Raw genomic sequence first — 14,380 nt, forward strand, 5'->3', positions numbered from 1 at the left:
GCAAAATGTCTAGTCCTGCTTCGGCAGATTGTTGGCGCGTCTCGCCATTTCCGCCTCGTTGGTCGGCTGTTCGGTGAAGCCCTCGATATCGGAGACTTCCTCCACGTCGCGCTCGATCTCCATGGGGCTTGCCACGTAAGCAGTAGCAAGCTCGGCAACCGAACGCAGCGCATGAACATGAATGCGCTCATACCCGTGGGAAGCATCGATACCGAAAGCGATCAGCGCCGTGCGCACATCATGGCCGGCCTCGATTGCGGAAGCGGAATCGGAGCGGTAGTAACGAAACACATCCTTCTGATAGCGAATGTCTTCCTCACGGCACAGTTCGACGAGCTTCTTCGTGAGATGATAATCGAATGGCCCGGCCTGGTCGGCCATGGCGATGGTGACGCCGAATTCCGCAGAGTTCTGCCCCGGTGCTGTCGTTCCGTTGTCTATGGTCACCATGGAGGCTATCTCTGGCGTCACGATCGAGGCGGCGCCCACCCCAACCTCTTCGGCGATAGTGAAAAGCCAGTGCGTATCGACCGGCAACGTCACCTCGTTGCCGAGAAGCGATTCCAGTGCTGCAAGCGCGATGGCAACGCCGGCCTTGTCATCGAGGTGCCGTGAAACGATGAAGCCGTTTTCAAGAAATTCAGGCTGCGGGTCGATGGCGACGAAATCGCCGACGTCGATGCCCAGATTGTGCGCGTCGGCACGGTTCCAGCACATGGCATCAACACGCAGTTCCACATAGTCCCAGCCAACCGGCATGGTGTCGACGTCGTCGTTGAAGGTGTGTCCGGACGCCTTCAACGGTAAAATTGAGCCCCGATAGGTCCCCTTTTCGGTGTAAAGCGTTGCCCGTGCGCCTTCGGCGAAGCGCGCCGACCAATGACCGATAGGGATGAGTTCGAAGCGACCATTGTCCTTGATGTATTTGACCTGAGCGCCCAGCGTATCGAGATGGGTGACGATGGCGCGTGCGCCTTCGCGACGGCCACCGCGCACAACGGCTCGAATAGCGCCTCGCCGTGTCAGCTCGGGTTCGAGCCCCAGACGCTCCAGCTCCGTCGTGACATGTCGGACGATCGTGTCAGTGTAACCAGTGGGACTGTCGATCTCCAGAAGCGCCTTGAGCTGGTCGACCAGATAGGAAACGTCGATCTTCAGTCGCGACATGCATACCCCTTGAATTGCCCATTTCGCCCGGCCTCGCTTCAGCCCGGCTGCGATTATCTGAGCAGACCGTCGGGCCTGCACGCTGTGTGAAACCCGCTACCCTCTGGGGGCCAATGCCCGTTCCGCCGATTTAACGCCGGAGCGCGGGAAAAGCAGATCGACGAAGCGCTCTGCAGTGGGCTGCGGTTCGTGGTTCGCAAGGCCAGGCCGTTCATTGGCTTCGATGAAGACATAATCTGACTGGCCCGGCGACCGGACCATAAGGTCAATGCCGACAACCGGAATGTCAATGGCCCGCGCTGCGGTGCAGGCCGCGCGGACCAGATCCGGATGCACCTTCTCGGTAACGTCATGAATGGAGCCGCCGGTGTGGAGATTTGCCGTTTTCCGGACCACCACTTCCTGGCCTTCAGGCAAGACGCTCGACATCTCAAAGCCGAGACCAGCCACACAACGCCTCGTCTCGTCGTCAATGGGGATCCGGCTCTCGCCGCCCGTTGCCGCCGCGCGCCGGCGCGACTGCTTTTCAATCAGTTCCCCAATGGTCTTGTGACCGTCACCCACCACACGGGGCGCACGGCGCACCGCTGCGGCAACGAGACGATAATCGATCACCACCAGACGCAGGTCCTCGCCCTCGAAACAGGCCTCGATAAGAACGCGGTCGGAAAGCTCGCGGGCGATGCGTATCGCATTCTTCGTTTCGTCGAGCGTTTCGAGACCGACGGCAACGCCCTTGCCCTGTTCACCGCGCGCCGGCTTCACCACAACACGCCCGTGCTTGTGCAGGAATGCTTCGAGCACCGCGTCATCATCCACGGCCTCCATCTGCTCCGGCACGATCAACCCCGCGCGTTCCACCACGCGGCGGGTGACGGCCTTGTCGTCGCAGATTGACATGGCGACAGCCGAGGTAAGCTCCGAGAGACTTTCCCGGCACTGGATCGAACGGCCACCGAAAGAGAGGCGGAAAAAGCCGCCTTCGGCATCCGTTACATCCACTGCGACACCGCGCCGGTGGGCCTCATCCACTATCAACCGCGCATAGGGATTAAGACGGTCAAAATCCGCAGGAGGATGTGTGAAGAGTTTTTCGTTGATGGGGTTCTTCCGCTTGACCGCAAACACCGGAACGCGGTGGAAGCCGAGCTTTTCATAGAGCGCGATGGCCTGGTCATTGTCATGCATGACCGAGAGATCCATGAAGCCTGCACCCCGCGCGGCGAAATGCTCGGCCAGCCGTCTTACCAGCATCTCGCCCACTCCGGCGTGGCGGCACTGGGGATCGACCGCAAGACACCAAAGCGAGGAACCGTTTTCTGGGTCCTGGAACACGCGGCGGTGATCGACCCCCGTAACCGTTCCCAGAATGTCTCCGGTCTGGTCGTCTTCAGCTACGAAATAGGTGACAGCGCGGCTGTCACGGTTGGTCCAGAAGAAGTCCGGGCGCACCGTGACCATGCCGCGGCTCTGGTAGATCGCGTTGACCGCGTTCGCGTCAGCCTCCGAGGTCAGCCGCCGGATGAAAAAGCCACGCGGCTGACGCCGGCTCGGCCGATAGGTCGCAAGATCGAGCCGATAGGTGTGTGACGGATCGAGGAACAATTCCTGCGGCGCCATCGAAAGGAGCACATGCGGATCGCGTATATAGAAGGCGATGTCGCGCCGCGCCGGCCCCTCGTCTCGCAGCGCTCCCGCAAGTTCTTCATTGGTGTCGAAGGTCTGTGCGAAGAGAAGCCGTCCCCAACCAAGTTCCAGAGAGACATGCTTGTCCTGTTGAGCGGAGGACTGATCTGCCGGCGCACTGGTCGGCTTCATGGTTTCGCTGCGCAAACGTTTCAGGCGATAGCCGAGCGCCTTGTCACTACGCCCGCGCGAGGCACGCAAAGCCACATCCTCTTTCTTGGCCATCGGTCACACCCCGTGGGTTTGCAGCCAGAGTTCGAGCAGCCCTACCTGCCAGAGTTCGGAACCGCGCAAGGGCGTAATGTGATCAGCCGGCGCGGCGTACAGCGTATCCAGATAGTCCTGACGGAACAGGCCGCGCTCACGCGCCGACTGCGACGATAGCGCATCGCGCACCATGTCGAGATAGGGCCCATCGACATATTTAAGTTGCGGCACCGGGAAATAACCCTTTTTCCGGTCGATGACCTCGTTTGGCACTACCTGCCTCGCGACCTCTTTCAGCACACCCTTCCCGCCCTGTTTGAGCTTTTCTTCGGGCGGGATGCGGGCAGCTAGCTCCACCAGTTCATGATCGAGGAAAGGCACCCGTGCCTCAAGCCCCCAGGCCATGGTCATGTTGTCGACCCGCTTGACCGGATCATCGACGAGCATGACAGTGGAATCGAGCCGCAGCGCGGCGTCGACCGGAGTATCGGCCCCTGCTCGCGTGAGATGTGCCGACACGAGTTCGCGGCTTGCATCACGATCCGTGATCCACTCAGGCGAGAGCTGCCTGCTCAGGGTTTCGTGCGAACGATCGAAAAAGACCCTGGCGTAATCGTCCACCACATCATTGGAGCTCATCAACGGCGGATACCAGTGATAGCCACCGAAAATTTCGTCGGCGCCCTGCCCCGACTGCACGACCTTGATGTGTTTCGATACTTCCTTGGAGAGGAGATAGAAGCCGACATTGTCGTAAGAGACCATGGGTTCCGACATGGCCGCAAACGTGCCCGGTAGCGCATCCATCAGATCGGCCGACGGCACGAAGATCTTGTGGTGATCGGTGCCGAATTCTTTGGCGATCAGATCGGAATAAATGAATTCATCGCCCTTTTCGCCATTGGCCTCCTCGAAACCGACGGAGAAGGTCATGAGACCCTTCTGGCCGGCCTCGGCGAGAAGCCCGACGATGAGGCTGGAATCCACACCCCCCGAAAGCAGGACGCCTACCGGAACGTCGGCCACCATGCGGCGCTTGACGGCAAGACGCAGGGCTTCCAGGGTCCGGTCCCGCCATTCATCGGGAGAAAGCGCAGCCATTTCGGGATCGCGCGCGAAGGGCGGATCCCAATAGACCCGATCCCGCTGCTTACCATCGGCTTCGATGATCCGGATGGTGGCGGGGGGAAGTTTCTTCACGCCATTGAGGATGGTGCGCGGCGGGGGGACGACCGCGTGGAATGTCATGTAGTGATGCAGCGCATGGCGATCGATGGACCTGTCCACGTCCCCGGCTGCCAACAGGGCTGGAAGCGAGGAGGCGAAGCGAATACGTTCCGGCGTTTCCGCCAGATAGAGCGGCTTGATGCCGAAACGGTCTCGCGCCATCACCACGCGACCCGTCTCACGTTCCCGGAGAACAAAGGCAAACATGCCGTGAAACCGGTTCACACAATCTTCGCCCCAGGCGTGCCAGGCTTTGAGGATGACCTCGGTATCGCCGGTGGAGAAGAAGCGATAGCCTCTGCTTTCCAGCTCGGCGCGCAATTCGGGATAGTTGTAGATGCAGCCGTTGAAGGCGATGGTGAGGCCCAGTTCGGCATCTTCCATGGGCTGCCGGGCCTTTTCCGACAGATCGATGATTTTCAGCCGCCGATGGCCGAACGCCGCGCTGCCATGAATGACGGCGCCGGCGCCATCAGGTCCGCGCGGCGCAAGACAGTCCATCATTTTCGAAAGAGCGACAGGTGAGGCAGGGCGGCCATCAAGCCGCAGTTCTCCGCAGATTCCGCACATGGATAGCGATCTGATCCCTTGTTTGTCGTTGCGTCGGAGCGTATTTTAGTTATAGTTATAACTATTAGATGTCAAATTAATGGCGTCCGCATGACTTCCGAGACGACAACTGACAAAGTCACCAACGGGTTCCGTGACGAGGAGTTACGAGGGGTGGAAAAGTGCATCCGCCGCATCGTACGTGCCAACGATGTGCAATCCAGAGCGCTTGCCAAGCAGATCGGCCTCACGGCGCCGCAGCTGATCATCCTCAAGGCAATCGCAGCGCTGGGGGAGGTCACAACGACGGTTTTGTCGGCCCATGTCGATTTGAGTGCGGCGACCGTGATCACCATCCTCGACAATCTGGAAGCGCGGCAAGTGGTGGAGCGCTATCGGTCTCGCAACGACCGACGCGTGGTCCACACCCGGCTGACGGATCAAGGCCGTGGGCTGTTAATGCGCGCGCCCGAGCCGATGGGCGACGCTTTCGCCCGGCGATTTGCAGCTCTCTCTCCGGAACGCCGAGGCCAGCTTATTTCATCCCTGACAACCATTGCCGACATGATGGCACCTGGCGACGACCTGCAGAAAAACCCCCTCCAGCACTGAGCGCGACTGCGCGCACGGGTTAAAATTGATCGAGCGCAAGGCCACGTCACACAGACGTGTCAATTTGCCCGAAACACGCAATGGACGCAGACCGGGTGCGCGATTATGATCGCGCCGCACAGCAGGAAGGTTCAATGAATTACCAGCGTTTTTTCTCAGAAGCGATCGATCAACTTCACGCTGAACGCCGTTATCGCGTTTTCGCCGACCTTGAGCGGATCGTCGGCGCGTTTCCGCGCGCCATCTGGCGGTCCGGCGAAGAGACGCGCGAGATCACTGTCTGGTGCTCGAACGATTATCTCGGCATGGGCCAGCATGAGTGCGTGATTTCCGCCATGCAGCAGGCCGCGGGCTCGATGGGTGCAGGCGCCGGCGGCACGCGCAACATCTCCGGGACCAACCACCCGCTGGTGGAGCTAGAAGCCGAGCTCGCGGATCTTCACGGGAAGGAAGCCGGTCTCGTTTTCACGTCCGGCTTCATCTCCAATGAAGCCTCCATCTCGACCATCGCCCGCCTTTTGCCCAATTGTCTGGTTCTGTCCGACGAGCTGAACCACGCCTCCATGATCGAGGGGGTGCGCAGGTCTGGTGCGGAAAAGAAAATCTTCCGCCACAACGATGTCGGCCATCTTGAAAGCCTTCTGAAAGAAGCCGACCCCAGCCGGGCAAAGCTGATCGTTTTCGAATCCGTTTATTCCATGGACGGTGATATCGCGCCCATTGAGGCGATTGCCGACCTGGCCGACAAGTACAATGCCATGACTTACATCGACGAGGTCCACGCCGTCGGCATGTATGGCGCGCGCGGCGGCGGCATCACCGAGCGCGACGGGCTCGCGCATCGTATCGACGTCATCGAGGGAACGCTTGCCAAGGGTTTTGGCGTTATCGGCGGCTATATCACGGGTTCGGGTGCCGTCATCGACGCGGTGCGCTCGTATGCATCCGGCTTCATCTTTACTACCGCCCTGCCACCGGCCATCGCGGCGGCGGCAACTGCATCGATCCGTCATCTCAAATCCTCATCCGTCGAGCGGGAGGCGCAAAAACGCCAGGCGCAACGGACCAAGGAGAGGCTGCTGGCCGCCGGTCTGCCGGTGATGCCGTCTCAGACGCATATCGTTCCTTTGCTCGTCGGCGATCCCGAACTGTGCAAGCAGGCCTCTGACCGTTTGCTTGAAAAGCACGGGATCTACATCCAGCCGATCAATTATCCGACAGTGCCGCGCGGAACGGAGCGGCTGCGCATCACGCCGACGCCATTTCATGACGACGGGCTGATCGAGACCCTGCGCGATGCGCTTCTGGAAACCTGGGAAGCGCTCGGCATTCCGTTCAAGGAAGCGGATCAGCCTCAGCAGGCGAAGTCCGAACGTGTGGTCTCGCTTCTGGTGCCGAAATCCGGCGGGTGAGCTGATTTCTTCAATGTAAACAACGAAAACGCCGTCGAATTTTCGTTCGACGGCGTTTTCGATTTTTCTCATCCGTTTTCGGCGAAACCGCGAAAAAGCGCTACTTTTTCGACAAAAGATCGCGGATTTCCGTAAGAAGCTGAACGTCTGCGGGCGGTGCCTCGGGCTCTGCCGGCTTTTCGGCTTCCTTCCGGCGCAGTGAATTCACGCCTTTCACCATGAGGAAGATGATCCATGCCAGGATCAGGAAGTTGACGACGACAGTGAGAAAATTGCCGTAGGCAAACACAGCCCCCTGCTCCCGCGCGGCCTCCAGAGTGGTGGCGGTGACGGAGGAAGAAAGCGGCATGAAATAGTTGGAAAAATCGAAGCCACCGAAGATGGCCCCGATGAGCGGCATGATAATGTCATCGGTCAACGATTTCACAATGAGACCGAACGCGCCGCCAATGATCACGCCGACCGCGAGGTCCATCACATTGCCTCGTGCAATGAACTCCCGAAATTCCTTCATCATAAGGGTATCTCCCCAATCTAGCTGCAACCCCGGCGACTCATAGGCCGCCAACACCTGAACAGTAGAAGCGTCACGCGTGGAAAGCGCAACAAAAACCATTCGATCGTTTCCGCAAGCACATTCACCGAAAGAAGCATTGGACACGCAACCTGGCCTGTGTTTGCCTTTCAATGGACCTGTGAGGAGGAGAATCGCGACCGGTGCAGGGCTGGGTCATCGCAATCATAGCCGTTGCCTATGTGACGCTGCTCTTCTTCATAGCAAGCGTCGGCGACATTCGGGCTGCCCGTCAGGGCGGGCTTGGCTCGCGCCCCTACATCTATGCGCTCAGCATCGCTATCTACTGCACATCCTGGACATTCTTCGGCTCGGTGGGTCTGGCCTCCGAGCGCGGACTGGAGTTTCTGGCCATCTATATCGGCCCGGTGCTGGTTTTCCTGTTCGGTTTCCCGATCCTCAAGCGCATCATTCGGCTTGCGAAATCCGAAAAGATCACCTCCATCGCGGACTTCCTGGCGGCCCGCTACGGGAAAAGCTTCGCCGTCGCATCAGTGGCAACGCTGATCGCCACCTTCGGCACGGTTCCATATATCGCGCTCCAGCTGAAGGCGATTTCCGATTCCGTCAGCCTCATGGTGACACATTACGATGGCGCGCCTCCGGTCATCGACTTCTTTGTCGGCGACATGGCGTTGATTGTGACCTTTCTCCTGGCAATCTTCGCCGTTCTGTTCGGCACGCGTCACGCCGACGCAACCGAGCATCAGGAGGGGCTGGTTCTTGCGGTAGCGGTTGAGACCCTCGTGAAACTCGCAGCCTTCCTCGCGGTGGGCATTGCCATCACCTATTTCTTTTTCGGAGGGCCCCTGGACCTGGCGCGGGCTGTAAGCAGCCTTCCGGAGGTACAGAAGGCGTACACCTATCCCACATCGCTGGCGACCTGGATCGTCATGACGACGCTCAGCGCTTTCGCCATCATCATGCTGCCCCGGCAGTTCTATGTCACCATCGTGGAAAACCGCAGCACTACGGAGCTTGAGACTGCCAGCTGGCTTTTCCCGCTCTATCTGGTGCTGATCAACCTGTTCGTGATCCCGATAGCCTTCGCCGGGCTCGCACTGGTGGGAGACAAGGCAAATTCGGATCTCTACGTGCTCGCTCTTCCCCTGCTTGCAGGGCATGACCTTCTCGCACTGATCGCCTTCATAGGCGGGCTTTCAGCAGCTACGGCGATGGTCATTGTCGCCAGTGTGGCGCTCTCGATCATGGTTTCAAACGACCTGGTGATACCGCTGTTTCTGCGCCGTCTGCTGCGTCCTGACCATCACGAAAAGAACGACTGGTCGGCGAGCATTCTGAACATCCGCCGCGCAGCGATCTTCATCATCCTTTTCACGGCGTTTCTCTATTACCGCGAAACCACTCACAACACCCGTCTGGCCGCCATAGGCCTTATCTCCTTCGCGGCCATCGCACAGTTTGCACCGGCCTTCTTCGGTGGGCTGATCTGGCGTGGTGCGAACGCTCGCGGCGCTCTGCTGGGCATGGGCGCAGGGTTTGCCATCTGGGGCTACACGCTGCTTTTCCCCTCCCTTGCCCCGCAAGGCACCAGCATCATTACGGACGGTCTCTTCGGTCTACCCGCGCTCAGACCACAAGCCCTTTTCGGAACCGTTGCAGAGCCACTGAACCATGGCGTGCTGTGGAGCCTTGCCGTCAACACGCTTTTCTTCGTTCTGGGTTCTCTTTCACGCGCCGCACAACCGCTCGAGCGTATTCAAGCCGCAATCTTCGTGCCACGCGACACGGGCCCTATCCCGACCCTGCGCCGGTTCCGCACGGCAGTCACCGTGAACGATTTGAAGGACACGATCTCTCGCTATCTGGGAGCGGAGCGCACCGAGCGCTCCTTTGCCACGTTTGAAGCCACCCATGGCGTTCGTCTCAACGGCCACGATCAGACCGGCATTGCGCTGGTGCGCTTTTCAGAACAATTGCTCGCCAGCGCTGTGGGGTCCTCTTCCTCCCGGCTCATTCTGTCCCTGCTCTTCCAGAGGAACGACCGGTCGCCACGTGATGCACTCAGACTGCTCGACGATGCCTCCATGGCACTGCAGCACAATCGCGATCTGCTGCAGACCGCACTCGACCAGATGGAGGAAGGCGTCACGGTCTTCGACAGGGATTTCCAGCTCATCTGCTGGAACCGGCAATACAGAACGCTTTTCAATCTGCCGGACGAAATGGGCCAGGTCGGCGTGTCGCTTGATCGGTTCGTCAACCTCCTCACCGTGCGTGGGGAAATACCACTCGATGCCTATACAGTGACACTGAACCGCTTCACCGACTTTGGGATGCCATGGGAAATCCGGCTCCAGAAGAGCGGCCGCATCATCGAACTGCGCACAAACCCGATGCCCGATGGCGGTATCGTCGCCACCTATACCGACATCACCCCGCGCGTGGAGGCGGACATCGCGCTGAAGCGCATCAACGAAACACTTGAGCAGCGTGTGGCCGATCGCACAGCGGAACTGATGCGCGTCAACGAAGAACTGGCGCAGGCGCAGGTAATCGCCGAAGAAGCCAATCTTGGGAAAACGCGGTTTCTGGCAGCGGCCGGCCACGACATTCTCCAGCCCCTCAATGCTGCCCGCCTCTATTGCTCGTCGCTCATGGAACGCGCAGAAGGCGGGGAGACCCGCGAGTATGTGAGCAACATCGAATCGTCGCTCGATTCGGTAGAGGCGATCCTCGGCGCCGTGCTCGACATCTCGCGTCTGGATACCGGGGCGCTCAAACCCTCTCCGAGCGTGTTTCAGCTGGATGGGCTGATGCGCCAGCTGACAACGGATTTCATGCCGCTGGCTGAGGAAAAAGGGCTGAAGCTCACCATCGTTCCTTCAACTCTGACTGTGAACACCGACCGGAACCTGCTTCGCCGCCTTGTTCAGAACCTTGTCTCCAACGCAATCAAGTACACGCCCAGCGGTCGCGTCCTTGTGGGGGTGCGGCGGCGCGGCGAGTTGCTCGAGCTGCAGGTTATCGACACCGGCATCGGAATCGCCTCCGACAAGCTGAACACGGTGTTTCGCGAATTCACACGGCTGGAGGAAGGCGTGCGTCAGGCACAGGGGCTGGGCCTCGGCCTGTCGATCGTCGATCGCATCGCACGCGTTCTGAACATGGAGATACGTCTCGATTCCCAGATCGACGGCGGCACACGCTTCTCGGTCATCATTCCCATCAGTTCCAGCAGAGCCAGCGCGGCTGACATTCCCCCACGCCCGACCGCTATCCAGCAGACGATGCTGGAAGGTTTGCGCGTGTTGTGCATCGACAATGATCCACGCATCCTCGATGGGATGCGTCGTCTCCTCGAAGGCTGGGGCTGTGTCGTTGCAACGGCAACCGGATCATCTTCCCTTCCCGATTTTTCCGGCAGCCCTCCAAACATCATCCTCGCCGACTATCATCTCGACAATGAAGTGGGGCTCGACGTGATCGTGGCCTTGCGAAGCCGGTACGGGGGCACGATACCGGCAATCCTGATAACGGCTGATCGCTCCAACGAGGTGCGCGCCGAGGCCGAAGCCTTGACAGCCATGGTGCTGAACAAGCCTTTGCGCCCGGCCTCGCTGCGCACACTGCTCATGCGATGCCGCCAGATGCTCGCCGCAGCGGAGTAGCTCTCGGGTCAGTTTTCGGTGACGATGGTATCAGCGCCTATCCTGGACAGACGAATGACAGCCTGGGTGCGGCTGTCCACGTTAAGCTTTTGCAGAACGGCCGATACATGCGCCTTGATCGTGGCTTCGGATACGTTGAGCTCATAGGCGATCTGCTTGTTTAAGAGCCCTTCAGCCAACATGCTCAGCACCCTGGTCTGTTGCGGTGTCAGGGTTTGAAGGCGGCTGATAAGGTCGGCGATCTCCGGATCGGCTTCGGCTCCCAGATCGATGTCGGCGGGGGTGTAGATGCCGCCGTCCAGAATCGTGCGAACCGCCGTTCTGATCTCGTCCATGCCTGACGATTTCGAGATGAAACCGGAAGCGCCCAGCTCCAGCGCCCGTCGGATGGTTTCGGGATCGTCGCGAGCAGAAACAACAACGATGGGCACCACCGCATTCATTCCACGCAAGGCGATCAATCCGGAAAGACCGCTCACGCCGGGCATGGTGAGGTCGAGCAGGACGAGGTCGATGTTGTCATCCACCAACGCCTTCGCGCCTTCGAAGTCGCCTGCTTCGAGTATCTTGCATGCATCGTCGAGTCCGGAAAGAGCGCCTTTCAACGCTCCCCGAAACAGAGGATGGTCGTCGGCGACCAGAAATCTATAGCCCGATGCCAAAAGTCCCTCCCGCGCCCGCTGCTTTATTGTCATCTTCTGCTGCCGCGGGTCTCGGTGCGATTATGCGGGGAATAGCCATCATTTCAAGCTCTGCCAAGGCCAGACGCTCCACCACTCGCCAAAATGCTCGCGGAAGATTTACTTGTCTGCCCCAGATCTATGCCACAGACTCGGCCGGAGGGTGAAAACCCGTGAGCCTGCTATGGAGAAAATCCACAAGGTAGCCCTATTCTGCATCGGACGCGCCGTGATGTTCGGCGCATTCGCCATCGGGCTGGTGATGCTGAGCTTTTCGTTCGACCTGATTCTCGCTTTCAGTGCCGGAGCCCTGATGACGCTCATCATGTCCGAACTTCTGATACTCAAGGCTTATGCGCTTGCCAAACAGAACCCCAAGAAGACCGAGGTCTGGATGCATCTCAATCCAGATGCGCGCCCGGTCGGGCGATCGGGCGCAAAGGTGTTTATCGCAATACTGAAAGACATCTATCTGCGCTTTGCCGCCCTGAGCCTGCAGGTCGGCTGCGGGTTCTTCGCATTCTCGATGGTGCTGCGTCTGGTGCGAGCGGCCACCTAGAGTGTTTCGAGCTTTATTGAAGCGGCTTAAAAAGCCGCCCTTCGCTCAGGTTCGATCGGGGGCCGGCGCATCGGGCGAGGTTGTGCTGTCTTCCTTCTCGAAATCCTTCACGATCCCCATGAACTTGCGGAAAAAACGTTCCATCAATCCCAGGGTCTGTTCAAACTCGTCCTCAGTCGGCAATTCCGATGAAGCCTCGGAGGAAGCGCTTTCCAGCGCCTCGACACGCTTTTCGAGGGTCTCGAGCTGGTCCTGCAGCGCGGCGATGTCTTCCTCATAGGCCGTGCGCTCGTCGGCCGCAGGCGCACAGACAAGCTGCCCTGACCGCTCGCGGCAAAGCGACATGGCACCAGTCCTCGTGTCCATGCGCACATAACCTTCGTCCGTGCGCTCCAGCTGAAAGCGCTCGGCCTCCTGCGCCGTGGCACTCGTCAGCGTGGACAGGATGATCAGCGCGCCTGTCGCTGCAATTGTATTGCGCATCATTGTATTGCGCATGGGGTCTGCTCCGCGTTCATGCTTCCGACGATGGCTTCATGCCCCAGGAATGCGCCATAATTGGGATAACGTGCAATCCCCTGAAAACGCTTTTTCGGGCCTTTCGCTACAGCGGTATTGCAAGTATAGCCGCTGGCATGGCTCACCTGATCTATAAAATCTGTCCCCGTGCGCTCTGGCAGGAAGCCGAGATGGCGGGAGTGTTCCATGGCGCACCGATTGATCATGCCGACGGGTATATTCATTTTTCCACGGCCGAACAGGTTGCGGAGACCGCGGCCGAGCACTTTGCGCAGCAGGATGACCTCTTGCTGATCGCCATTGATGCCACATCGCTTGGAAGCGCCCTGAAGTACGAGGTCTCACGGGGAGGCGCTCTCTTCCCGCATCTTTACGCCCCACTTGAGCTCGACAAGGTGGAGTGGGTTCGTCCCCTGCCGCTCGGCTCTGACGGTCTTCACATTTTTCCAGAGCTGCCAGAATGAAGAGCCTGCTCGACAAGATCGCTCGACAAGCCCTTTTTCGGATGGACTCCGAACGCGCGCACAATCTTGCAATCATGGCATTAAAAAGCGGCATGCCCCTCGCCCGCCCTCCACAGGTCAGCAAGCGTCTCAAAACCATCGTCGGCGGCATGGTGTTTCCCAACCCGCTCGGGATGGCCGCAGGTTTCGACAAGAATGCCGAAGCTGCCGATGGGCTTTTGCGCCTGGGATTCGGCTTTGTGGAATGCGGCACTGTCACGCCGCTGCCGCAGGAGGGAAACCCTAAACCGCGCCTGTTCCGGCTGGAAGAAGACAGCGCGCTCATCAATCGAATGGGGTTCAACAACCACGGCATGGCGGCCGTGCGCAGACGGATTCTGGATCGAGCCGGCAAGGGTGGGATCGTTGGCGTTAACATCGGCGCGAACAAGGACAGCGAGGATCGCATCGGCGATTATGAGGCCGGAGTGCGGGCCTTTGGCGACATCGCTTCCTATCTTGCCGTCAACATCTCCTCTCCAAACACGGCCGGCCTCAGGTCGTTGCAGGATCGCGCGAACCTGTCCGAACTCCTTTCACGCGTGCTTGCCACGCGCAACGAGGTCGCGAAGCTGCGGCGTGCTCCCGTGCCTCTCTTCCTCAAGATCGCGCCCGATCTGACCGACGCCGCCCTTTCGGACATCGCCGATGTGGCACTGGACAAGCGTATCGATGGGTTGATCGTCAGCAACACCACTCTTTCAAGGACGGGTGTCACGAGCCGTCTGGCTCACGAGACGGGTGGCCTCTCCGGCCTGCCCCTTTTCGAGCGGTCCACGATCGTGCTGGCAAAGCTGCGACTGCTGATCGGCCCCGCCATGCCGCTGATCGGCGTCGGTGGTGTGAATTCCCCGGAGACAGCGCTCGAGAAAATTCGAGCCGGCGCCGATCTGGTGCAGATGTATAGCGGCCTGATTTTCGGCGGCACGTGCCTGCCCGGCCGAATTCTCGCAGAAATGAGTGCCTTCACCCAGCGCGAAAACCTTTCTTCCCTGCGCCAGCTCCGCGACACCCGTGTCGACGAATGGGCCGCACGCCGGCTCGACTGACGGC

The 14,380-nt window shown here is 59.7% G+C and carries 12 protein-coding genes; 6 read left to right on the forward strand and 6 right to left on the reverse strand.

Translation table 11 applies throughout. The features are described 5' to 3' along the window. Nucleotides 1-9: 9 nt before the first annotated feature. From P2W41_RS16535 to P2W41_RS16545, 3 genes are all read right to left on the reverse strand, one after another. Complete coding sequence (locus P2W41_RS16535; protein WP_292899016.1) at nucleotides 10-1,167, reverse strand: osmoprotectant NAGGN system M42 family peptidase; 1,158 nt, start codon at nucleotides 1,165-1,167, stop codon at nucleotides 10-12. A gap of 96 nt (nucleotides 1,168-1,263) precedes the next feature. Then, a complete protein-coding gene (ngg, locus tag P2W41_RS16540; RefSeq protein WP_292899015.1) occupies nucleotides 1,264-3,078 on the reverse strand; it encodes an N-acetylglutaminylglutamine synthetase in 1,815 nt (604 codons plus the stop codon). Nucleotides 3,079-3,081: 3 nt separating this feature from the next. Then, nucleotides 3,082-4,857: an N-acetylglutaminylglutamine amidotransferase gene (locus tag P2W41_RS16545; protein ID WP_404933802.1), complete on the reverse strand. Its 1,776-nt coding sequence runs from the start codon at nucleotides 4,855-4,857 to the stop codon at nucleotides 3,082-3,084. Between the two features lie 90 nt (nucleotides 4,858-4,947). Here P2W41_RS16545 and P2W41_RS16550 point away from each other — a divergent pair, with 90 nt between their 5' ends. Both P2W41_RS16550 and hemA read left to right on the forward strand, forming a co-directional pair. Further along, the gene (locus P2W41_RS16550) at nucleotides 4,948-5,448 is read left to right on the forward strand and encodes a MarR family winged helix-turn-helix transcriptional regulator (protein ID WP_404933803.1); all 501 of its coding nucleotides are present in this window, start codon (nucleotides 4,948-4,950) and stop codon (nucleotides 5,446-5,448) included. 134 nt (nucleotides 5,449-5,582) lie between these two features. Further along, nucleotides 5,583-6,860 carry a 5-aminolevulinate synthase gene (gene hemA, locus P2W41_RS16555; protein ID WP_404935007.1) on the forward strand — a complete coding sequence of 426 codons (1,278 nt, stop codon included), beginning with the start codon at nucleotides 5,583-5,585 and terminating at the stop codon, nucleotides 6,858-6,860. A gap of 100 nt (nucleotides 6,861-6,960) precedes the next feature. Here the strand turns inward: hemA and mscL are convergent, their stop codons facing one another. After that, nucleotides 6,961-7,377 (reverse strand): large conductance mechanosensitive channel protein MscL, encoded by a 417-nt coding sequence (gene mscL / locus P2W41_RS16560; RefSeq protein WP_292899011.1) that lies wholly within the window; start codon nucleotides 7,375-7,377, stop codon nucleotides 6,961-6,963. A gap of 200 nt (nucleotides 7,378-7,577) precedes the next feature. On the opposite strand from mscL, the gene P2W41_RS16565 reads away from it, so the two are divergent. Then, nucleotides 7,578-11,066, forward strand: a complete 3,489-nt coding sequence (locus P2W41_RS16565; protein WP_404933804.1) for a NahK/ErcS family hybrid sensor histidine kinase/response regulator — start codon at nucleotides 7,578-7,580, stop codon at nucleotides 11,064-11,066. 8 nt (nucleotides 11,067-11,074) lie between these two features. On the opposite strand, the gene P2W41_RS16570 is transcribed toward P2W41_RS16565, so the two are convergent. After that, nucleotides 11,075-11,761, reverse strand: coding sequence for a response regulator transcription factor (locus P2W41_RS16570; protein WP_404933805.1), 687 nt, complete (start codon nucleotides 11,759-11,761; stop codon nucleotides 11,075-11,077). A 169-nt stretch (nucleotides 11,762-11,930) separates the two neighbouring features. Here P2W41_RS16570 and P2W41_RS16575 point away from each other — a divergent pair, with 169 nt between their 5' ends. Further along, nucleotides 11,931-12,305 (forward strand): hypothetical protein, encoded by a 375-nt coding sequence (locus tag P2W41_RS16575; RefSeq protein ID WP_292899007.1) that lies wholly within the window; start codon nucleotides 11,931-11,933, stop codon nucleotides 12,303-12,305. Nucleotides 12,306-12,350: 45 nt separating this feature from the next. Here P2W41_RS16575 and P2W41_RS16580 read toward each other — a convergent pair whose 3' ends face one another. Continuing rightward, nucleotides 12,351-12,803, reverse strand: a complete 453-nt coding sequence (locus tag P2W41_RS16580; protein ID WP_292899005.1) for a hypothetical protein — start codon at nucleotides 12,801-12,803, stop codon at nucleotides 12,351-12,353. Nucleotides 12,804-12,940: 137 nt separating this feature from the next. Between P2W41_RS16580 and P2W41_RS16585 the strand changes: the two genes are divergently transcribed. Both P2W41_RS16585 and P2W41_RS16590 read left to right on the forward strand, forming a co-directional pair. Next, on the forward strand, nucleotides 12,941-13,288 hold the full coding sequence (locus tag P2W41_RS16585) for a DUF952 domain-containing protein (protein ID WP_404933806.1): 348 nt from the start codon (nucleotides 12,941-12,943) through the stop codon (nucleotides 13,286-13,288). Further along, entirely contained in the window at nucleotides 13,285-14,376 is a 1,092-nt protein-coding gene (locus P2W41_RS16590) for a quinone-dependent dihydroorotate dehydrogenase (protein WP_292899001.1), read from the forward strand. Before P2W41_RS16585 ends, P2W41_RS16590 begins: the two co-directional genes overlap by 4 nt. Nucleotides 14,377-14,380 lie beyond the last annotated feature (4 nt).

The sequence above is a fragment of the Nitratireductor sp. L15S-10 genome (genome assembly GCF_045011005.1).
In the GTDB taxonomy this organism is placed as follows: Bacteria; Pseudomonadota; Alphaproteobacteria; order Rhizobiales; family Rhizobiaceae; genus Nitratireductor.